The 20,295-nt window shown below is 59.9% G+C and carries 17 protein-coding genes; 10 read left to right on the top strand and 7 right to left on the bottom strand.

The window, feature by feature from the left end; genetic code table 11:
- The first annotated feature begins 41 nt into the window (after positions 1-41).
- Positions 42-812 carry a polysaccharide deacetylase family protein gene (locus tag NKI35_RS02425; protein WP_050485822.1) on the top strand — a complete coding sequence of 257 codons (771 nt, stop codon included), beginning with the start codon at positions 42-44 and terminating at the stop codon, positions 810-812.
- A 165-nt stretch (positions 813-977) separates the two neighbouring features.
- Here the strand turns inward: NKI35_RS02425 and NKI35_RS02420 are convergent, their stop codons facing one another.
- Both NKI35_RS02420 and NKI35_RS02415 read right to left on the bottom strand, forming a co-directional pair.
- Positions 978-1,367 carry a DUF427 domain-containing protein gene (locus NKI35_RS02420; protein WP_352738368.1) on the bottom strand — a complete coding sequence of 130 codons (390 nt, stop codon included), beginning with the start codon at positions 1,365-1,367 and terminating at the stop codon, positions 978-980.
- A 159-nt stretch (positions 1,368-1,526) separates the two neighbouring features.
- Positions 1,527-1,886: a hypothetical protein gene (locus NKI35_RS02415; protein ID WP_023670697.1), complete on the bottom strand. Its 360-nt coding sequence runs from the start codon at positions 1,884-1,886 to the stop codon at positions 1,527-1,529.
- A gap of 357 nt (positions 1,887-2,243) precedes the next feature.
- Here NKI35_RS02415 and NKI35_RS02410 point away from each other — a divergent pair, with 357 nt between their 5' ends.
- Entirely contained in the window at positions 2,244-3,872 is a 1,629-nt protein-coding gene (locus tag NKI35_RS02410) for a fatty-acid--CoA ligase (protein ID WP_023684604.1), read from the top strand.
- A gap of 122 nt (positions 3,873-3,994) precedes the next feature.
- Complete coding sequence (locus tag NKI35_RS02405; RefSeq protein ID WP_023684603.1) at positions 3,995-4,777, top strand: DUF1499 domain-containing protein; 783 nt, start codon at positions 3,995-3,997, stop codon at positions 4,775-4,777.
- A gap of 2 nt (positions 4,778-4,779) precedes the next feature.
- Here the strand turns inward: NKI35_RS02405 and NKI35_RS02400 are convergent, their stop codons facing one another.
- On the bottom strand, positions 4,780-5,688 hold the full coding sequence (locus NKI35_RS02400; RefSeq protein ID WP_023684602.1) for an MBL fold metallo-hydrolase: 909 nt from the start codon (positions 5,686-5,688) through the stop codon (positions 4,780-4,782).
- Between the two features lie 117 nt (positions 5,689-5,805).
- Between NKI35_RS02400 and NKI35_RS02395 the strand changes: the two genes are divergently transcribed.
- Positions 5,806-6,399 carry a biotin transporter BioY gene (locus NKI35_RS02395; protein ID WP_023670701.1) on the top strand — a complete coding sequence of 198 codons (594 nt, stop codon included), beginning with the start codon at positions 5,806-5,808 and terminating at the stop codon, positions 6,397-6,399.
- An 89-nt stretch (positions 6,400-6,488) separates the two neighbouring features.
- Positions 6,489-6,740 carry a hypothetical protein gene (locus tag NKI35_RS02390; protein WP_352537953.1) on the top strand — a complete coding sequence of 84 codons (252 nt, stop codon included), beginning with the start codon at positions 6,489-6,491 and terminating at the stop codon, positions 6,738-6,740.
- 135 nt (positions 6,741-6,875) lie between these two features.
- On the opposite strand, the gene NKI35_RS02385 is transcribed toward NKI35_RS02390, so the two are convergent.
- Positions 6,876-8,024 (bottom strand): acyltransferase family protein, encoded by a 1,149-nt coding sequence (locus tag NKI35_RS02385; protein WP_023705507.1) that lies wholly within the window; start codon positions 8,022-8,024, stop codon positions 6,876-6,878.
- Positions 8,025-8,609: 585 nt separating this feature from the next.
- Here NKI35_RS02385 and rfbA point away from each other — a divergent pair.
- The 5 genes from rfbA to NKI35_RS02360 are packed head-to-tail and all read left to right on the top strand — an operon-like array spanning position 8,610 to position 17,354.
- The gene (gene rfbA / locus NKI35_RS02380) at positions 8,610-9,491 is read left to right on the top strand and encodes a glucose-1-phosphate thymidylyltransferase RfbA (RefSeq protein ID WP_023684600.1); all 882 of its coding nucleotides are present in this window, start codon (positions 8,610-8,612) and stop codon (positions 9,489-9,491) included.
- Position 9,492: 1 nt separating this feature from the next.
- Positions 9,493-10,044 carry a dTDP-4-dehydrorhamnose 3,5-epimerase gene (rfbC, locus tag NKI35_RS02375; protein WP_352738364.1) on the top strand — a complete coding sequence of 184 codons (552 nt, stop codon included), beginning with the start codon at positions 9,493-9,495 and terminating at the stop codon, positions 10,042-10,044.
- 25 nt (positions 10,045-10,069) lie between these two features.
- A complete protein-coding gene (gene rfbB / locus NKI35_RS02370; protein WP_352738362.1) occupies positions 10,070-11,146 on the top strand; it encodes a dTDP-glucose 4,6-dehydratase in 1,077 nt (358 codons plus the stop codon).
- Positions 11,143-12,120 carry a dTDP-4-dehydrorhamnose reductase gene (rfbD, locus tag NKI35_RS02365; protein ID WP_352738359.1) on the top strand — a complete coding sequence of 326 codons (978 nt, stop codon included), beginning with the start codon at positions 11,143-11,145 and terminating at the stop codon, positions 12,118-12,120. The genes rfbB and rfbD overlap by 4 nt, the downstream gene beginning before the upstream one ends.
- Complete coding sequence (locus tag NKI35_RS02360) at positions 12,117-17,354, top strand: glycoside hydrolase family 99-like domain-containing protein (RefSeq protein WP_352738357.1); 5,238 nt, start codon at positions 12,117-12,119, stop codon at positions 17,352-17,354. The genes rfbD and NKI35_RS02360 overlap by 4 nt, the downstream gene beginning before the upstream one ends.
- Positions 17,355-17,440: 86 nt before the next feature.
- On the opposite strand, the gene NKI35_RS02355 is transcribed toward NKI35_RS02360, so the two are convergent.
- The 3 genes from NKI35_RS02355 to NKI35_RS02345 all read right to left on the bottom strand — a co-directional run bounded on the left by NKI35_RS02355 (position 17,441) and on the right by NKI35_RS02345 (position 20,151).
- Positions 17,441-18,175 carry a class I SAM-dependent methyltransferase gene (locus tag NKI35_RS02355; RefSeq protein ID WP_050587696.1) on the bottom strand — a complete coding sequence of 245 codons (735 nt, stop codon included), beginning with the start codon at positions 18,173-18,175 and terminating at the stop codon, positions 17,441-17,443.
- A gap of 263 nt (positions 18,176-18,438) precedes the next feature.
- The gene (locus NKI35_RS02350) at positions 18,439-19,086 is read right to left on the bottom strand and encodes a sulfotransferase (RefSeq protein WP_198022586.1); all 648 of its coding nucleotides are present in this window, start codon (positions 19,084-19,086) and stop codon (positions 18,439-18,441) included.
- A 372-nt stretch (positions 19,087-19,458) separates the two neighbouring features.
- Entirely contained in the window at positions 19,459-20,151 is a 693-nt protein-coding gene (locus tag NKI35_RS02345; protein WP_352738354.1) for a class I SAM-dependent methyltransferase, read from the bottom strand.
- Positions 20,152-20,295 lie beyond the last annotated feature (144 nt).

Here is a 20,295-nt window from a genome sequence, read left to right as displayed (position 1 = left end):
TATCCCGATTTCCGCCTTGTTGCGGGTCCTGGGATGCGGCTATGACAGCGCCGATTCTCAGACAAGACAGGCATCCCTTGCAAAAGCTGTTTTGCGCCTTGGCGCTATCTATCGTGGCCGTGTCCTCGGCCCAGGCCGCGCCGCTTGTCGAGCCGGCGCTGCATCTGAAGGCTGAGGACGGTAGCAGTGTCGGCCGCGTCGCGCTTACGCTCGACGCCTGCGGCGGCCAGACCGATACGAGGATCCTGTCGGCGCTGGTGGAGAACCGGATTCCGGCGACGATCTTCGTCACCGGTATCTGGCTGAAGCGCAACGCCGCCGCCGTCGAGATCATGCGCGCGCATCCGGACCTGTTCGAACTGGAAAACCATGGCGGCCATCACATCCCGGCCGTCGACACGCCGCGCAAGATCTATGGCATCCGCAGCGCCGGCAGCCCGGAAGCGGTGCAGGCCGAAGTCGAATCGGGCGCTGCCGCTCTCGCTGGCACCGGCGAGCCGGCGCCGAAATGGTTTCGCGGCGCGACCGCCGAATACAGCCCGTCGGCTATCGCCATGATCCGCAAGCTTGGCTTCAAGGTCGCCGGCTTTTCGATCAACGGCGATGGCGGCTCGTTGCTCGGCGCAAAAGAAACCGCCCGGCGCATCGCCGCCGCCAAGGATGGCGATGTCATCATCGCCCACATCAACCAGCCGACCCACGCCGCCGGCGAGGGCGTCGTGCAAGGTCTGCTCGCGCTGAAGGCCAAGGGGCTGATGTTCGTGCGGCTGGATGACGCCGACGGTGTCGGCAACGACGGGACGACTGATTAGGATCAGGCGGCGGCAGGCAGTTTCACCGCCTTTGGACTGACGTCGCCGACGTTTGAGATTAGCCGAGGCCTCTGAGCTTCGTCATCCCAGGATGAAACAGGAGCGAAGCTCCGTCGCGAAGACCCTGGGATGACGAAGCGAGCAACGGCGGCTTGAGTCGCTTGCTCAGGCCGGTGCTGCTTCGATCGTCACCCTGTCGGGATAGAAGGCGCCGTGGTCGCGAATCTCAGCCATTTCGTCGAACGGCTGCTCATAGCCCCACATTGCGTCCTTGCCGGTCTCGCCGGCCGGCAGCACGCTCCAGTAGCTGGCGTCGCCCTTGTAGGGGCAGTGGGTCGACAGGGTGGTTTTGCCGAGCTGGGTGAAGTCGATGTCTTCGAAGGGGACGTAGAATGCCTGGCGGTAGGGCGGTTCGGACAGAAGCTTCGCCCGCGTCGATGAGGCGATCACCGTATCGCCGGCACGCACGACCACGGTACCGCGATAGGGTTCGACGGTGATGACCTTGCCGGGATTGCTCTGAAAGCCGGGGGCGGGGTTGGCGATCTGGTCCATGCGGGGTTCTCCTTGTTCTATTGGGAGCACAGTCCGATTGAGAGCGTGCGGGATGCTTCCCATGTCTCTAAAATGTGTCTGGAGAACCCGTTGCGCAAGCCTTCGCCAGTAGCCCAGAGCTGGCCTTCCGATCACTAAAAACGATCCCGCGTGGAATGCTCAGGCTGCGGTCTTGAACACGTCCATGAGGCCGGCATAGGCCGCGGCAATACCGGCTACCGGGTTGGTGCTTCTTGACGTCGTCTCGACCTTCAGTGGGCCGCCGCCTGTCGGCAAGGTGAGCAGCAGGAACTGGCGATTGCCGCCATCGCCGATCGATGCGGCGGCGACATGCTGGCCTTCGCCTTCGTTCTGGACGCACATTTTGAACAGCAGCGTGCCGCCGACCGCTTCAAGGGCGCCGCCGACCACCTCGACAAATTCGTCTTCGGAGACCTTTTTGGCCTCCGGCACGAGATCGGCCAGACTTGCGGCAAGCGTGTCTTCAAGCTCTTTGTCGTCGAGTTGAATATCGTCCAACTGCACGTCTTCGGCCCCGCTGTCATCCAGCTGCCTGTCGTCGATCTGCCTGTCGTCGATCTGCCTGCCGTCGATCTGCCTGCCGTCGATCTGCCTGTCGTCGATCTGCCTGTCGTCGATCTGCTTGTCGTCGAGCTGCGTGTCCATGCGAACCTCTTTCAGTCGCCAATCCGCACCCCTACCCCGTTAACGAACCTTAACGTCGACGATGGCCGGATTGTGGCGGTTTTCCCCGCCTTTCGATCACTGCTTGCTTCAGCCGTTAACGGTTGGAGACGTCATGGCTGGACAATCCGTCCGTTCGTCCCACAATGGAACAAAAGACGGGAAAAACGAGGAAGCAATGGGAGGAACCAGATGCTCGGACTGATGCAGGAATGGCCGCTGCTCTGCCACAAGCTGATCGACAATGCCGAGCGGCAGCACGGGACGCGCGAGATCGTCTCGCGCTCGATCGAAGGTCCTGTCGTTCGCACCACCTATGCTGAAGTTCATCGCCGCGCGCTCAAGGTCGCTCAACGGTTGGAGCGCGATGGCTTTGTGCTCGGCGACCGCATCGCGACCCTGGCCTGGAACACGGCGCGCCACATAGAGGCCTGGTACGGCATCATGGGCATCGGCGCCATCTACCATACGCTTAACCCGCGTTTGTTCCCCGAGCAGATCGTCTGGATCATGAACAATGCGCAGGATAGAGGGATCTTCGTCGACCTGACCTTCATGCCGCTGCTGGAAAAGATCGCCGGCGCGGTCAAATCGCTGAAAAAGGTGATCGTCCTGACCGACAAGGCGCATCTGCCTGAAACGACGCTGCCGAATGTGGTTGCCTATGAGGACTGGTTGAACGAGGCCGATGGCGACTTCGCCTGGAAGGTTTTCGGCGAAAACACCGCAGCCGGCATGTGCTACACCTCCGGCACGACGGGCGATCCCAAAGGCGTGCTCTACAGCCACCGCTCGAATGTGCTGCATGCCATGATCGCCGCCATGCCCGACGCCATGGGCCTCTCCGCGCGGGACACGATCCTCCCCGTCGTGCCGATGTTTCATGCCAATGCCTGGGGCCTTGGCCAGAGCGCGCCGATGATCGGCGCCAAGCTGGTCATGCCCGGTTGCAAGATGGACGGCGCCTCGATCTACGAGCTGCTCGACACCGAGAAGGTGACCTTCAGCGCCGCCGTGCCGACCGTCTGGATGATGCTGCTGCAGCATCTGGAAGAGACCGGCAAGAAGCTTCCCTATCTCAGCAAAGTCGTCATCGGCGGCTCGTCCTGCCCGCGCGCCATCATCAGGAAATTCCAGGACAATTACGGTGTCGAAGTCATCCATGCCTGGGGCATGACCGAAATGTCGCCGCTCGGCACGCTGTGCACCATGAAGCCGCAGTATCAAGCGCTCGAGGGCGAGGACCGGCTCGATATCCAGGGCAAGCAGGGCTACCCGCCCTTCGGGGTCGAGATGAAGGTGACGGATGACGACGACAAGGAACTGCCTTGGGACGGCAAGACCTTCGGCCGGCTGAAGGTGCGCGGTCCAGCCGTCGCCAGCGCCTATTATGGCGGCGTCGGAGCCGAGCAGTTCGACAAGGACGGCTGGTTCGACACTGGCGATGTCGCCCATATCGATTCCGGCGGCTACATGCAGATCACCGATCGCGCCAAGGACGTCATCAAGTCGGGCGGCGAGTGGATATCGACCATCGACCTGGAGAACCTCGCCGTCGGCCATCCCGATGTCGCCGAGGCCGCGGCGATCGGCGTCCATCATTCGAAATGGGGCGAACGGCCCTTGCTGGTCGTGGTCGCCAAACCCGGCAAGGAGCCGAGCAAGGCGGACATACTGGCGTTCATGGACGGCAAGGTGGCGAAATGGTGGATGCCCGACGACGTCGCTTTCATCAGCGAAATCCCGCACACCGCCACCGGCAAGATCCAGAAGATCACCTTGCGCAAGCAGTTCAGCGACTACCGCCTGCCGACGGATTGACCGGGACCGTGCGTTTCCTTGACCTTCAAGCTACCGGCGGCAAAAACGTTAGGGCAGGGGATGTTCAATTTGAGCATCCTTTGCTCTAAGCGTCTGTGCGGGTTGGGGCGGTGCTGAAGACAATGGAAATTGACGAGCGGCAGACATCGAAGGCGGCCGGCTGGTCGCGGCGCACGGGCGCTTTTGCCCTGGTCCTGCTGCTCACCGTGCTGGCCGGCCATCATTTCGAACTGGTGGAAACGCCGGCCTTCCTGTGGGTGCTGGCGATCGTCGCCCTGCTTGCCGCATTCGCTTTGCTGTTTGCCGGTCTCGCTCTGTCCAGGCTGTGGCATTTCGGTGACCGTGGCGGCCGCGACCTCTCGGTCGGCGCCCTGCTGGCGCTGCTGGTGCTGACGCCCTACGGCTTTGCCACCTATTTGGCGGCGACCACGCCGCCCCTGAGGGACATCACGACGGACCTCGACAATCCGCCAGTGCTCGACACCAGCGACCGCACCAAGGACATGAACGTGCTCGCGCTGCCAACGCCGGGCGAAGCGCGCCTGCAGGCCGACGCCTATCCGCTGGTCACCGGGCATAGCTACAATCTGCCTTTCGAAACCGTCGTCGACGCCGTTGAAACCGTGCTCGACCGCCGCGATTGGCAACTTACCGCGCCATACCCAGTGACCGACGGTCAAGACGAGGTGACGATATCGGCCGTGGCCCGGAGCTTCGTCGTGGGCCTGCCCGCCGACGTCGCCATCCGGGTCAGCAATGATGGCGACACCATCGTCGTCGACATGCGCTCGGCCTCCCGCTACGGCCGCTACGACCTCGGCGACAATGCCGCCCGTATCGTCGGGTTCCTCGCCGAACTTGATCAGGAAGTTGCGGGCCAGGTGGGTGCGGCGCCGGCTGAGTAGTTCTACCCCACCGGCACAAAAACGCCGTCGATGGCCGGGTCACCCTGGGTAGCAACCAGGCCGCGCGCCACCAGGTCCTCGAGATGGGCAAGCACCGACAGGCCGGCGGCGCCATGCAGGCGCGGGTCGGTGTCCCTGTAGATCGCCTTGACCATGTCCGGGATTGTCCGGTCGCCGCCCCGGATGCGTTCGAGGATCGCCCGTTCGCGCATCTTGCGGTGAGTCTTCAGCCCGCGCATGAAGCTGCGCGGCGCATTCACCGGGCCGCCATGGCCGGGCAGCAGCAGGCGGTCGCCGCGCGCGATCAATTTATCCAGCGAGGCCATGTAGTCGGCCATCGCGCCGTCCGGCGGCGCCACGATCGACGTCGCCCACGCCATCACATGGTCGGCCGAAAACAGGATGCCGGTGCCTTCGAGCGCAAATGCCGCGTGATTGGCGGTGTGGCCCGGCGTCAGCACCGTCCGGATCGTCCAGCCATCGCCCTCGACCAGCGTATCGTCGGGCAAAGTGACATCCGGCGCGAAACCGGTGTCGGCGCTGGCGTCGAGCGGATTGATCTCGCCGATCCGCAGCGGCCTTGCCGGGCGGTGCGGGCCTTCGGCCAGCACGGCGGCACCGGTGCGCGCTTTCAGCCGGGCGGCCAGCGGAGAATGGTCGCGATGCGTGTGACTGACTAAAATATGGCTCACCGGCCGGTTTGCGATCACCTTCAGCAACGTCTGGAAATGCGCTTCATCATCCGGACCCGGGTCGATCACCGCCAGTGTGTCGCGGCCGATAATGTAGCTGTTTGTGCCGTGAAAGGTGAATGGGCTGGGGTTTTTGGCGGTGACGCGCAAGACCTCGAGCGCGACGGTGACGCCCCGGCCATAGGCGGGATCGAAGCTGGTGTCGAATTTGAGCGCCATGGCGGTGTCGTTGAACCTCTGTTCAGGAGGACGGCAAAACTGATTGCCGCATAACACGGAAGCCAATATAGAAAAACGCAAGGCCGCGATCTGCGGCAATCCGGATTGGGGAAGACCATGGCACTTGCAACGACGATGCGTCCGCTTGTTTCTCTCGCTTTGCCCCAGGAGGGCGCGCAGCGCCTGGCAACCCAGCTTTTGCTCGCGATCGCCGGAACGCTGCTTTTGACCCTGTCGGCCAAGACGAAAGTCGTGCTCGGGCCGGTCGACATCTCGATGCAGACGCTGGCCGTCCTGCTGATCGCCACCGCGTTTGGCCTGCGGCTTGGCGTCGCTACCCTGCTTCTCTACATGGCCGAAGGCGCCATGGGCTTCCCGGTCTTCCAGAGCACGCCTGAAAAGGGCATCGGCATCGCCTACATGATCGGCGGCACCGGCGGTTATCTCGCCGGCTTCGTCGTCATGGCAGCCATTGTCGGCTGGGCCGCCGACCGCGGCTGGGACCGCCACCCGATCAAGCTGTTCAACGCCATGCTGGTCGCCGAAATCGTCATGATGGCCATGGGCTTTGCCTGGCTGGCCACCCTCATCGGCGTGGAAAAGGCGTGGCAGTTCGGCGTTTTGCCGTTCGTCCTCGGGGATTTGATCAAGGTTGCGCTCGCCGCCAGCCTGGTGCCGGCGATATGGTCGCTGCTGCCCAAGCAGCCCTGAAACGGAGGCTTTTTCCACCGAATTTTACGTGAATAAAAGAGTGTAAAACCGGGGGTACGGCTTTTTGCGGCAACAGCGTCCGGTCGCCTATGCAAGATCAAGATTTCACTGAAATCAGACTTTATGGCGAGGTCATCATCAGCCGCGAGAGAGATATCGCGCCAGAGTTTTCCGACTACGACATCGACGCCCCCTTGCGACTGGATACTGCTGCCAACCTCGCTTTTCCGGATGGAACGATGGGCGTCAAAGGGTTCCGAAAGGAGCGCGATCGGGGTCGCCTTACCACAGAAATGATCGCCAACAAGGAATATACGCCTTGGCCGCGATCGAGCGCATGAGAGAGGTATGTCGCGTCCAAGCAAGGGAACCCGTCTCGCATGGCCGGAATTGCGGCGCAGATGGTCAGCGACTTCACCGGCGCAGAGACGATCGATCCAGATTTGCTGGATTGGATCGTGCGGAACTAGGCGCACTCAGCGCCACGGGAACAGCGTTTCGGTTCGGTTCCTGAGCGAAAGGGGGATACGCAGACCATCGCCATCGGCAATTTGAAGATGATTGAGCTGAAGACGCGATGGCGACCATTGCAGCAGCCAGCGCCTAAACCAGGCGTTGGCCCAGACTTCGAAGCCATAGTGGATAGCCAGCCCCCAGGCGGTCGCAAACGAGAGCATCAACAAAAGCCCAAGGTGGGGCTCTATCACCTCGTACCAACGCCAGTACCAAATCGGCCATTTGAAAAAGCTCCCCTGCACGACAAGATGCGCAAGGTAGATCGCGTAGCTAGCTGCACCCAGCATCTGAAATGGTCGCCCTCGCATGAAGACCCGACCTTCGACCTCTGCGGCGGCAAGCCCAAACACGAGGAAGAAGGCCCCGGCTCCCCACATGGAAAAAATGACGTTTCGCGACTCACCGACGAAGGCTGTCGTCGAAAGGATTAGTATCGCCAGGGCAAAAACGAGATACGCCAGCCATAGCCGCGTCACGGCGCAGTTCTGGATGGTCGATGCGATGATTAAGCCGCCACAGAACTCCAAGATAACCGGAGATCCGGAAAAGCCAAGGACCGCCGCATCGGTCGATAAGTTCACGTAAACCATCAGCACGAAGACAGAGATCAGAATGGCCGCGCCCCTTACCCTGGTGCCAACTATGCCGGAAACCACCACGACCGCGAATGCTATGTAAAAGAACATTTCGTATTCAAGAGTCCAGCCGACCCCCAGCGCAGGTAGCTGGCCTGTGATAGGCCTCTCGAGGAACAGTAGTGAGCGGCCCAATTGCGGCCATGTCCACACTTGGGAGGCCCAACAAACATAGGCGAGGGTCATCACCCAATAGAGCGGGAGGATTCGGGATACCCGTTTGGCCATGAAATCATAGACACCGGCAGCGCCAATCTCGAACCGCTGTAAGCCTATGACAAAGCCGGAAACCACAAAGAATATGGGCACGCCAACGGCGCCAAAGACTCCCACATTTCCGTAGGAGAAAAGCCAGGGGAGATCGCCGCCGACCAGTTTGTGGATTGAACCATAGACGCCGTAGTAGTGATGCACGACGACGAGCAGTGCCGCGATCCCGCGCAGCCCTTGAATAGATAGAAATACTTTCGGCACAACTCCTCCCGAGAGCTTCCGTCTTTTCAGAAGTTTTTCGCATCCTTTGTGGGCAACAGCAATCGAGAGACAACTCCTATGCACTGTTTCGTGCAAGCGCGTCCGCCAGCACGCGCGGCGCGCTTCACTCGCAACTCGCGCTGTTTAGAGGTCCGGTCATCTTTAAACCCCACGTCGGACATTCACGCACGAACATCGTCAGCAGAAACGAGACAGACCAATCCCTTCCCATTCATGGCAAGGCAAGCGCCCTCGTCAGTTCGACAACACTTGAGCAGAACAGTGCTGTGCTCGCCGCGACCTTCTCTACCGCGCGCTGTGACAGTCGCCAACAAGATGACTACGAGTTCTGGTTCCGGGTTTTCGAGGGTCACGTACTGCGACCGGAATGTGATTGAACGGAAGGCACCTAGCCCGCTATCTTTTGATGAGGGCGTAGCAAATCTGTTTCGCGATTGACCGATTCGGACGAACGGGGATGATCCTAGACGCTGCCCGAGCCGGAAGATTGACAAGCCATTGCGCGAAACCTAAGCACGGGCAACTTGATTTCGAGGCGGGGGCCGGTAATTCAAGGAGAGCTTGTTGAAGGGAATAATCCTTGCAGGAGGCAGCGGGACGCGTCTGTATCCCCTTACATTAGCGATCTCTAAGCAGATTCTGCCGATATACGACAAGCCGATGATTTTTTATCCGCTGAGCGTCTTGATGCTCGCCGGTATCCGCCAGATTTTGATCATTTCGACACCTCGCGACTTGCCGGTGTTTCGGGAGTTGCTGGGCGACGGTTCGGATTTCGGGGTCGAATTCTCCTATGCCGAGCAGGCGCAGCCCAACGGGCTTGCCGAGGCCTTCATCATCGGCCGCGACTTCATCGGCAAGGATAATGTGTCGATGATTCTCGGCGACAACATCTATTTCGGCGACGGCCTGTCGCAGCTCTGCCGCACTGCTGCGCAGCGCCAAAGCGGCGCGTCGGTGTTCGCCTACCATGTCGAGGACCCGCAGCGCTACGGCGTGGTGTCGTTCGACAAGCTCAGCGGCACGGCTTTGACGATTGAGGAGAAGCCGCGGGAGCCGAAGTCCAACTGGGCGGTCACCGGCCTCTATTTCTACGACAATGAGGTCGTCGACATCGCGTCGACGATCAAGCCCTCGGCGCGTGGCGAACTCGAGATCACGGCGGTCAACAACGTCTATCTCGAGCGCGGGAAATTGCACGTGCATCAGCTCGGCCGCGGCTATGCCTGGCTCGACACCGGCACGCATGACAGCCTGCATGAAGCCTCTTCCTTCGTGCGCACGATCGAGCACCGCCAGGGGATCAAGGTCGCCTGTCCTGAAGAAATCGCTTTCGAGCAGGGCTGGCTGACTGCCGACAAGGTGCTTGAGCGCGCGACGCGCCTGGGCAAGAACGAATACGCCGCCTATCTGCGCCGGCGTGTCACTGAGCTGACGGAGAACTAGAGTGGACTTCAGGCAGCTTGGTCTTGATGGCGTGCTCGAGATCGTGCCGAAGCGGCACGGCGATGCGCGCGGCTATTTCATCGAGACCTGGAATGCCGAGCGCTTTTTTGAAGCCGGCATCGACCTGCGTTTCGTCCAGGACAATCACTCCTATTCGGCGGCGGCAGGTGTCGTGCGGGGGCTCCACTATCAGCTTCCTCCACGCGCGCAGGACAAGTTGCTGCGTGTGATCAGAGGCAAGATTCTCGACGTGGCGGTCGACATTCGCCGCAGCTCGAAAACCTTCGGCAAATGGGTCGCGCTCGAAATATCGGCCGAGAAAGGCAACCAGATCCTGGTGCCGAAGGGTTTCGCGCACGGCTTCGTCACGCTCGTGCCGGACACCGAGGTTGTGTATAAGGTCACCGACACCTATTCGCCGGCGCACGACCGATCGATCCGTTTCGACGACCCCGACATCGGCATCGATTGGCCGTCGCCGGCCGGCGCCTTCGAGCTCTCGGCCAAGGACCTCAAGGCGCCGCCGCTCGCCACGGCCGAGGTGTTCGCATGACGCGCGACGATGTGAGGAGAGCGCCATGAATTTTCTGGTGACAGGCGGTGCCGGCTTCATCGGCTCGGCGGTGTGCCGGCATTTGTGCGCCAATCCGGCCTACCATGTGACCAATCTCGACAAGCTTACCTATGCCGGCAATCTCGCCTCGCTGCGCACCATCGAGAATGCGCACAACTACAAATTTGCGCAGGCCGACATCTGTGACGAGCGGGCGGTTCTCGACATCCTCCACCGCGACGAGATCGACGTCGTCATGAACCTCGCCGCCGAAAGCCATGTCGACCGCTCGATCGACGGACCGGGCGCCTTCATCGAGACCAACATCGTCGGCGCCTACCGGGTGCTGAATTCGGCGCTCGAATATTGGCGTGGCCTTGGCGACGACAGGAAAGCCCGCTTCCGCTTCCACCATGTGTCGACCGACGAGGTGTTCGGCGATCTGCCTTTCGACGGCGGCATGTTCGTCGAGGAAACGCCTTACGCGCCGTCCTCGCCCTATTCTGCCTCCAAGGCGGCGTCGGACCATCTGGTGCGGGCCTGGCACGAGACCTACGGCCTGCCGGTCGTGCTCTCCAATTGCTCGAACAATTACGGGCCCTATCACTTCCCCGAAAAGCTGATCCCGCTGGTCATCCTCAACGCGCTCGACGAAAAGCCGCTGCCGGTCTACGGCGCTGGCGCCAATGTGCGCGACTGGCTGTTCGTCGAGGACCATGCGCGCGCGCTGGAGCTTGTCGCGACCAAGGGAATGCCGGGCGAAAGCTACAATGTCGGCGGCAATTCGGAGCGGACGAATTTGAGCGTCGTCGAGACGATCTGCGACCTGCTTGACATCAGGCGGCCTCGAAAAGGCGGCAAAAGCCATCGTGATCTGATCAATTTCGTCACCGACCGCCCCGGCCACGACCGCCGCTACGCGATCGACGCATCCAAAATCAGCCGTGACCTCGGCTGGACGCCTGCCGAGAGTTTCGACAGCGGCCTGGCAAGGACGGTCGACTGGTTCCTCGACAACAAATGGTGGTGGGGCCCGATCCGCGAACAGCGCTATGCCGGCGAGCGGCTGGGCGAGGTCCAAGACAGGAAGGGCGCGGCGTGAGGCTTGTCGTCACCGGACGCGAGGGCCAGGTCGCCACCAGTTTGCTGGAGGCGGGGCAAGGGCTGGCGGGCGTGGAGGTGGTCGCCGTGGGACGGCCGCAGCTCGATCTGGCGCGGCCCGACACGGTGTTCGAGGCGCTTGCGGCGGCGAGGCCCGAGGTCATAGTCTCGGCCGCCGCTTACACCGTGGTGGACCAGGCCGAGGACGAGCCCGAACTGGCTTTTGCGGTGAACGCCGCGGGCGCCGGCAAGGTGGCCGAAGCGGCAGCGCGGCTTGGTGTCCCGGTCATTCATCTTTCGACCGACTATGTCTTCGACGGCACCAAGACCGGTGCTTATGATGAGGCGGACGCGACCGCGCCGCTCGGCGTCTACGGCGCGTCCAAGCTTGCCGGCGAACAGGCGGTGGCTGCAGCCAGCCCGCGCCACGTGATACTGCGCACCGGTTGGGTTTACAGCCCGTTCGGCAAGAATTTCGTCAAGACCATGCTCAGGCTGGCTAGCGACCGTGACGAGATCGCGGTGGTGGGCGACCAGTGGGGAAACCCGACTTCCGCGCTCGATATCGCCGACGCTATCCTCCGTGCAGCAGCGATCCTGCGTGGCCACACAGGCTTTGCGTCCTTCGGCATCTACCATCTGGCGGGAACCGGCGAGACTAACTGGAGTGGCTTTGCCCGCCACATCCTGGACACAAGCCGGGCGTTGGGTGGCCCGCGTGCGCAGGTGCGCGACATCGCGACCAGCGACTATCCTACCAAGGCGGGGCGCCCCGCCAATTCGCGGCTTTCGAGCGCGAAATTCGCAGCCACGTTCGGATGGACGGCGCCGGAGTGGCAATTATCCACAAATGCCTTGGTCGGCCGCCTTTTGGCGGGGGAGACAACGAGCGCGATCGAGGGGCATCGCCATGGACCTGTTGCCGGACCGCCTCGAAGCGATTTGGCGCCAATCAAGGACAGCCTCCAACGATGAATGAGCCAGCAACTTCGCGGAAAGGCAGCGATCCGAAAGCGGATACGGAGCCGACGAATATCCGCGGCCGGTCACTTCGCCGACTCTACGACAAACATGACGGCAAGGTGTCTGACAAGTGGTCGATTTACTTGAGTGAGTATGATCGATTTTTTACGAGATATCGAAACAAACCGGTTCGGATCCTCGAAATTGGAATCCAGAACGGCGGCTCGCTTGAGATATGGGGAAAGTATTTTACAAAAGCGGAAATTATTCTGGGCTGTGATATCAACCAGAACTGCGGTCTCCTGCGTTTCGACGACGGGAAAATCGACGTTGTCATAGGTGATGCTAACGCCGAAGACGTTAAGCGCAGTATTGTCGATCGATCCGAGGCTTTCGACATCATCATAGACGACGGTTCGCACAGATCTTCCGACGTCATACGGACATTCACAGGCTATTTTCCTCATCTTTCAGATGGTGGGATATTCGTTGTCGAAGATCTGCATACCAGCTACTGGCAGGACTTCGAAGGTGGCCTCTATGATCCGCTTTCCTCGATGTCGTTCTTCAAGCGATTGCTTGATTTGATCAATCACGAGCACTGGGGACTGGACCATAGTCGAACGGATGCACTCGCGGCATTCGCGAATCGGTACGGGGTCGTATTCGATGATCCTTCGCTTGCGTCGATTCATTCCGTAGAGTTCCTGAACTCTCTTTGTATCGTAACCAAACGGCCGTCCCAGGAGAACGTCCTCGGGCGCCGCTACGTAGCAGGAGAGGTCGCGGCGGTTGAACAGAGCATCCTTCGTCTTGATGGCACGGCGCTGAACGCTGCCAGCCAGGCTGGAAATCCCTGGTCGTTGCGGTCGATGACGATGGAAGAGGAGATCACGAGCAAACGGGAACTGGGCGACCATCGCGAAGCGCAAATGCAGGCGCTCCTCGAGGAGGTCGCCAAGGCGCGCAGAGAGATCGAGAGCCGCTCCGACGAGATCGCAGGCGCAAGAGCCCAACTCGCTGAAAGGTTAGAAGAGATCAACGCCTTGCAAGCGGAACTGTCGACGGCGCATGCGGCCGCCAGCACGCTCCTTGCCGATCGCGACAATGCTCGCTTCGAGGAAGTCCGGTTGCACGGTGTTCTCGATGCAGTCTACGCCAGCACCTCATGGCGACTGACCAGGCCATTGCGCGGAATTGCGAGCCGCGTCCGCGCGATCGGCAAGGCACCTATGACCGCTCGCCGCGTCTTGGCTCGCGGCGCGTACATTTGCTGGCACAAACTGCCGCTGTCTGTCGACGTTAAACGGAAGTTGAAAAGCGCGGTGTTTTCGACCTTTCCTTCGCTGTTTGGCGTTACGAATGCCTATCGCGCCTGGCGAAGCCTGGAGGCGCCCGACGCACCGATGGGCTACGTCGGGACGGCCTTGTACCGGCCGGCCAGTTCTGGCCCGGCCGTTGCACCCGAACCCGTCTACGTGCCGCGTCTCGAAGCTCCGCCGCTGCACCAAAAGCCGGTGCGCGTCATTGCGTTCTACCTGCCGCAGTTCCACCCGACGCCCGAAAACGATGAATGGTGGGGGCAAGGCTTCACCGAATGGACCAATGTCAGGCCCGCCCAACCGCAATTTTTCGGCCACCACCAGCCGCATGAACCGGATGCCCTCGGCTACTATGATCTGCGCGACACCGCCGTGCAGTACCGCCAGATCAACCTGGCAAAGCTCTATGGCGTGGAAGGCTTCTGCTTCTATTTTTATTGGTTCGGCGGCAAGAGGCTGTTGGAAAAGCCGCTCGAAAACTGGCTCGGGGACAAGAGCCTCGACATGCCGTTCTGCCTTTGCTGGGCCAACGAAAACTGGTCGCGCCGCTGGGACGGGCTGGACCAAGAGATCCTGATCGCCCAGGATCACTCTCCCCAGGATGATCTCGCTTTCATCGCCGAGGTCGCGCCTTATCTTCGCGACCCTCGTTACATCCGGATCGACGGCAAGCCGCTTCTGCTTGTCTATCGCCCAAGCCTGCTTCCGGCGGCAGCCGAGACGGCGCAACGCTGGCGGACATGGTGCCGGGAGAACGGCATAGGCGAGATTTTCCTCGCTTACACCCAGTCCTTCGAAGCCGTGTCTCCTGACCGTTACGGGTTCGATGCCGCTGTGGAATTTCCGCCAAACAATTCGGCGCCGCCAAATGTCACGCACACCGTTGCGCCGCTGCACGACGATTTTGCCACCACTGTCTATGACTGGTCTGTTTTTCCGCAGCGCAGCGAGAACTATCCACCCCGCAAATACAAGCTCTTCCGCTCGGTTTGTCCCGGCTGGGACAACACGGCGCGCCGCAAGCGCGGCGGCACCGTGTTCATCAACAACACCCCCGCGCTCTACCGAGGGTGGCTGGGCAACGCCATCGAGGACACGCTGGCCCATGTCAAGGAGCCATCCGAGCGGCTGGTCTTCGTCAACGCCTGGAACGAATGGGCGGAAGGCGCTCATCTGGAGCCCGATACCGTAAACGGCTACGCCTACCTGCAAGCGACCCGCGACGCTCTGGAGGCGGCGAGCGGGAAATGCAAACCCCGGATCGCAATCGTTTCCCACGACGCCCATCCGCATGGCGCACAATTGCTGGCGCTCAATTTGGCCAAGGGGTTCACACAGCTTGGTTTCGCGCCGGATCTCGTCGTGCTGGGTGATGGGCCGCTGCTCGGCCGTTTCGCCGACACAGCGACAGTGCATAGGATCAATGTGCCAGAGGGAGATGCCGCCGATGTGTTGTGTCGCCTGACCGCCATCAGGAACGCAGGCGCGGAAGTGGCGGTCGTGAACACCACCGTATCCGGCATGCTCGTCCCGCTGCTGAAACAGGCGGGGTTCCGCACGGTGTGCCTCGTCCACGAGCTGCCCGGGATATTAAAGTCCTACGGCCTTGCTGATGCCGCCGAGGCGATTGCCGAGGGCGCCGATACAGTCGTTTTCCCAGCAGAGATCGTGAAAGCCGGATTTGAAGAATTTGTTGGCCGGCCGGTCAGCCAGTCAGTCGTCAGACCGCAAGGCCTCTATTTGCGCATGCCGTACCACGCAGGGGACCGTCAACGGGTCCGCGAGGCGGTCCGCGCCAAATTGCAACTATCGACAAACACCAGCATCATCTTGTGCGCGGGCTACGCCGATCATCGGAAGGGCCTCGATCTTTTCGTTGACGTTTGCCTCACTCTGATGAGGTCCAATCCGGATGTGGTTGCGGTCTGGGTCGGCCACGTCGATCGCGCCTTTCACGCCAAACAGATGCAACGCGTGAGGGAAGCAGGGCTCGAGGATCGCTTCGTCTTTGTGGGCTTGGTAGAGAACCCGCAGGAATATTATTTCGCGGCGGATATTTACGCCCTGACTTCGCGTGAAGATCCGTTCCCGTCGGTGGTACTTGAGGCGCTTGATGCCACGGTCCCGGTCGTTGCCTTCGAAGGCGCAGGCGGCTTCCAGGACTTGCTGAAGCGTGATTGCGGAAGTCTTGTGCCTGCATTCGACACTGACGCCATGGCCAAGGCCATCAACGGTCTACTCGATGATCCGGACAATGCTCGAAATCTGGCAGGCGTGGGCCGTGATATTGTCCGCCAGGAATTCAGCTTCAGCCACTACCTGCACGACTTGCTGATTTACGCAGAAAGGCCATCGCCGCGGGTGTCGGTCATCGTGCCGAACTACAATTACGCCCGATATCTGGGTGCGCGCCTGAGCTCGATCGCCGATCAGACGATGCGGCCCTATGAGTTGATCGTGCTTGACGATGCTTCGACGGACGAAAGCGTCGAGGTCATCCAGCAATTTCTGGCCGATTGCGACATTTCGTGCAGGTTGGTCGTGAATGCGCAGAATTCGGGCTCGGTCTTCCGTCAATGGATGCGTGGGGTCGAAATGGCGCGGGGCGATTACGTTTGGATCGCCGAAGCCGACGACCTCGCCGATCCCGGCTTTCTGGCCGAGCTTATGCCAGCCTTCGAGCGCGACGAAGTCGTAATGAGCTACTGCCAGTCGCGCCAGATAGACGGCGCCGGCCGCGTCTTGTCCGAACACTATCTCGACTATGTGGCCGATATTGACCGGTCTCGCTGGACGAAACCCTATGTCGTGGATGGCCGCCAGGAGATCGCCGAGGCACTTTACCTCAAGAACACCATTCCAAACGTCAGCGGCGTTCTGTTTCGAAGGGAGGCGCTGCGCGAGGCTCTCAGCCAGCACCTTGATGAAATCGCTTCCTACAGGAATGCCGGCGACTGGGTCGCGTATCTGCGATTGCTGGAGAAGGGCGATATCGCGTTCCATCCGCACGCGCTCAACGCGCATCGCCGGCATCAATCAAGCGTGACCATCGGGAGTTTCAACGCCAGCCATCTGCAAGAGATCGCGCGCGTGCAATCCGAAACGATTGCCCGCTTCCATCTGGGAGCGGCAGCGCAAGAATCAGCAAGCGCATATGCCCAACGACTCTACGAGCAATTTGGCCTCGCGACAGGCGACAAGCCACGGTTCGAGTGGCATCAGGTTTCTGGGGAAACTCGGGCCAAGGCCGAAGAAACAAACAGCGCCGATATGATCAATTCTGAATCGAAGAGAAAGCTCGGCGAGTCAGTGGCGATCGTCGGCGCCGCTTGGGTCGAAAGCCCATACTATGACGATGCCGAGCCCTGGACCCATCTGTTTTGGGACGAGGACAAGAACTTTCGTCGTCTCTTCAACAAACTGGACCTGACGTCAGTTCTCGAATTGTCGTGCGGACATGGTCGGCACGCCGAACGAGTTGCTCAGATGACGGATCGCCTGACGCTGATGGACATTCACGAGGCCAACCTGGATTTCTGCCGAGACAGGCTGCGGGCGTATCCGTTTGTCCGATATCTCAAGGGGGACGGGGCCACCTTTGAGCCGGTGGAACAAGGAAGTGTGACCGCTATCTATTGTTATGACTCCATGGTGCATTTCAGCCCGGATATCGTTGAGAGCTATCTCAGGGATGCAGCACGAATACTGCGGCCCGGCGGAATGGGGCTTTTTCACCACTCTAACTATCCAGCGCCAATGAACCGGCACTACGGTCGGAATCCACTGGCGCGAAACCACATGACCAGGAAACTGTTCGAGACCTACGCCAAAAGTGCGGGGCTTGTCGTTCGCGAAAGCAATATCATTCACTGGGGCGGCGTGGACGAACTGGATTGCGTTACGCTCGTGGAGCGGCCGGACTAGACACCGTGAATGTCCAAATAGAATTTTTGAAACCTCACTCAGAAGAGCTGAAATTTATCGCCGCTGACGAGGTTCGCACCTCTAGATTAGAACGTGCGTGGCTTTCTCAGTATGTATACCTCCGTCATAGGGCCAAGGACCGCAATGCTATTGGACTGCATTCTCCGCACTTCAACGTCGAATCCGGTGTGTCGCTGGATCAGCAGGGGAAAATCGTAGCCATACCGCCAAGTGACCAATGATCCGCTCGGATCTTGCGGGTTGCCATGGTATTCGGGTTCGCCCACAATCCGGATGCCATCCTTCGATCGGAAGGCTACTTGTTCTGAGGCCGCCCATTCCGGGTATGTCGGTGTTGTGAAAATGCACACGCCACCGAAATCCAGAGTTCGGAAAATCTCCCTGAGGGCGGCAAATGGGTGGAATAGGTGCTCCATTACATCAAGATGGATGACTAGGTCGAAAGTTCGGTCAGGAAAGGTTTGAGCCTCCAGGTCCTCATTCCTGATGTGCTCAACCATCGAACCGAAAGGTTTGCTCGGATAATAGCCTGAAAACACCTTTTGCTTTGAATTGTACCAAAGCCATAGCGAAAGGCCGCGCCCTCCCGGCGCCGATTCGTGCACGCGGAGCGTCTTGAAAGCTTCTCTTGGGAAGAGCGAGAATACGACATCAGCTGCGGCCCGCTCGCGCGTCACGCAATCGTTCAGCGGGCAATTGACGGCGACAAGGGAGTCTCGGCAGCTGTAATAGTCGTCTGGGGATGTGAACGTCTTCCGCTCGGTGCAGATCGGGCAAGTCGCCTGAAACTCTATCGCCATTGATGTCCTCCGCTCAGCCTCAAACTTAGCCGAACTCTGTAGCCGTCACAAACCTACAGCCGCATTTCCTTCACGTGCGTCGGTCGGAAAGGCAAATCCATGCATCGAATTTCGCGCCGGAGCCATAGTGGACCAAGTTTGGAACTGATATGGCCAAACGCGGTCGGTTTACCCACGTATCGACTAGTCTAGATCAATGGGGTAACGCAGCGGGTGCGGTGCAGTCGAGGCCTTGACCGCCGAGGCCGTTGAGAAGGCGTCCCCTAGCTCGAGTGCTTTGTGTCAAAAACGTTCTGCAGGGTGACGCGGTCAAAGTTAACGCCAAGGAAGTCAAATAGTGGCCTAAGGCGATCAGGGTCATAGCGGTAGTCATCATAATGGACGTGAAAAATGTCTCGCGTCGACGATTCTGCTATGTCGCGAAGCAACTGATCGGCTTTAGTCAAATCCTCCTTCGAAACATCATGACCTGCCTTTTTGTTGCTGGCGATAGTGGCCTCCAGACCCCGCGTGTTGATAAGAAAGGCACAGCGAGGAAAGAAGCGCCGCATGAATTCCAGCTCGAACGCCAGTTCACCAGCAGTCAAGTGATAGCGAATTTCCTTGAAGCCTGTGACGCGAATATCTGGCGGCGGCTTCAAGATATTCCGAATGAAACTGGCGGCAAGATCGTGCCCGAATCGATCAAGATCCATGCCGGCGGCGCCAAACCATGGACTGGTGGGCTTTTCGCTATCGGCTGAGAACAGGTCCTGCGCAATCTTCACCGCCTCCCAGGACTTGATAAGACCGTGAAGAGCGCCCGCATTTTCACCTCTGATAAGCACACCCGGGATGGTGTTCACTATCCCCTGAAGCAGAGTTGAGCCTGATCGCCCATAGGTCACGATAAAGAGAAAATCAAAATTCATTAGCACCTCATAAGGAGCCATTAGCGCCGGCACCGGAACCGAGTACCGCTCGCCATTGCCGAAATCGTCCCCACACGGCGAATGGCAGCCGATCAAATCATAGTAGAAGCGATTACCGGAGAATCTCGGTCCGGCAGACAATTAATCCACTATCTCTCTCTCGTGCAGGTGGTTGATAAACCGCGATTTATCGTCACCTTAGCCCGCCGCTAACCGGAAGGCTGCATCAGCACCGACACTTGGAATGGATCGAGTATGGATCGGTCATGTCCTACAAGTGTCCAGCCATTCCCCCTCAAAAAATCGATTTCGCAAGAGATGTCACCATACGTTTCGCCTTCGACACCACCATGAGGAAGATAGGCAAATCCGTTAAGGCGGTGATTCGACTCCATCTCCGCAGCGATGGAGGTCTTTCGAATCCCATCGATGAACGGCCAGAATTCGATGGGCCGAATGGTGGCGACGAGCAGTCCGCCGGGCTTGATGGTTTCGAAGCGCCGCAAGGCAGGTTTTGGCGGTTGCCGGCGCGAGATGAGTGAAGACCGAGAAGGCGAAAATCAAATCGAATCGTTGATCATTGACGGGTAGACCAGAAGGCATCCGCTCCGATTGAGCGAACTTGCCATGCATCCTCGCCTCTCGACATAGGTCCAGAGATTTATCCCACGCGTCAACACCCCATATGTGCGACGGGTCGCTATAGTAGTACATCATGCGCAAGATACGCCCGTAGCCACATCCGAAATCGAGGATGTCAGACCCTGCCAGCGGCTTTTTGACATGCCGAGTGTAGTTGTTTTCAAGTTGACGGGCAAAAGATGCTGTCTGCCGATACAGGTCGAGACCAGATGCTCCGGTCCAAGTCTTCTGCACGTCGTCGCTGGCCATTGCTGGCAGAAGACGCGACAAACCAGGATAGTGCTTGTTCGGCAAGGAAATCATAAAGAGGCCGAAGTCGTCCAGGCTCATTCGGCGTAGAAAAACGAGTGCCTCTTCAACCGTGCATCCGTTGGCCGCCGAGCTTTCCGCCGCATTCAAGTGTGGGACGGCAGTGGAAAACATGCGGCCTCGCGCTGTTCGTGAGGTCTCTCCGTTTGCGTGACCGTGTAGCACGCGTCGAATTGCAGTCAGCCAATCAACGACCAAAGGAATCACCGCTGAAAACTGAATCGCAGGGTCCCCGATCCACCGTTTCAAGAGCTGGCG

It is taken from the genome of Mesorhizobium sp. M0676, assembly GCF_040320535.1.
GTDB lineage: Bacteria > Pseudomonadota > Alphaproteobacteria > Rhizobiales > Rhizobiaceae > Mesorhizobium.
Note: the sequence above shows the minus strand (reverse complement) of the source record. Positions and strands in the feature narration are given on the sequence as shown.

Bases quoted from the DNA above. Each gene is read 5' to 3' on its own strand.
- NKI35_RS02425 (WP_050485822.1), top strand. From the start codon at position 42: ATGACAGCGCCGATTCTCAGACAAGACAGGCATCCCTTGCAAAAGCTG.
- NKI35_RS02420 (WP_352738368.1), bottom strand. From the start codon at position 1,367: ATGGACCAGATCGCCAACCCCGCCCCCGGCTTTCAGAGCAATCCCGGC.
- NKI35_RS02410 (WP_023684604.1), top strand. From the start codon at position 2,244: ATGCTCGGACTGATGCAGGAATGGCCGCTGCTCTGCCACAAGCTGATC.
- NKI35_RS02405 (WP_023684603.1), top strand. From the start codon at position 3,995: ATGGAAATTGACGAGCGGCAGACATCGAAGGCGGCCGGCTGGTCGCGG.
- NKI35_RS02400 (WP_023684602.1), bottom strand. From the start codon at position 5,688: ATGGCGCTCAAATTCGACACCAGCTTCGATCCCGCCTATGGCCGGGGC.
- NKI35_RS02395 (WP_023670701.1), top strand. From the start codon at position 5,806: ATGGCACTTGCAACGACGATGCGTCCGCTTGTTTCTCTCGCTTTGCCC.
- NKI35_RS02390 (WP_352537953.1), top strand. From the start codon at position 6,489: ATGCAAGATCAAGATTTCACTGAAATCAGACTTTATGGCGAGGTCATC.
- rfbB (WP_352738362.1), top strand. From the start codon at position 10,070: ATGAATTTTCTGGTGACAGGCGGTGCCGGCTTCATCGGCTCGGCGGTG.
- NKI35_RS02360 (WP_352738357.1), top strand. From the start codon at position 12,117: ATGAATGAGCCAGCAACTTCGCGGAAAGGCAGCGATCCGAAAGCGGAT.
- NKI35_RS02355 (WP_050587696.1), bottom strand. From the start codon at position 18,175: ATGGCGATAGAGTTTCAGGCGACTTGCCCGATCTGCACCGAGCGGAAG.
- NKI35_RS02350 (WP_198022586.1), bottom strand. From the start codon at position 19,086: ATGAATTTTGATTTTCTCTTTATCGTGACCTATGGGCGATCAGGCTCA.
- NKI35_RS02345 (WP_352738354.1), bottom strand. From the start codon at position 20,151: ATGTTTTCCACTGCCGTCCCACACTTGAATGCGGCGGAAAGCTCGGCG.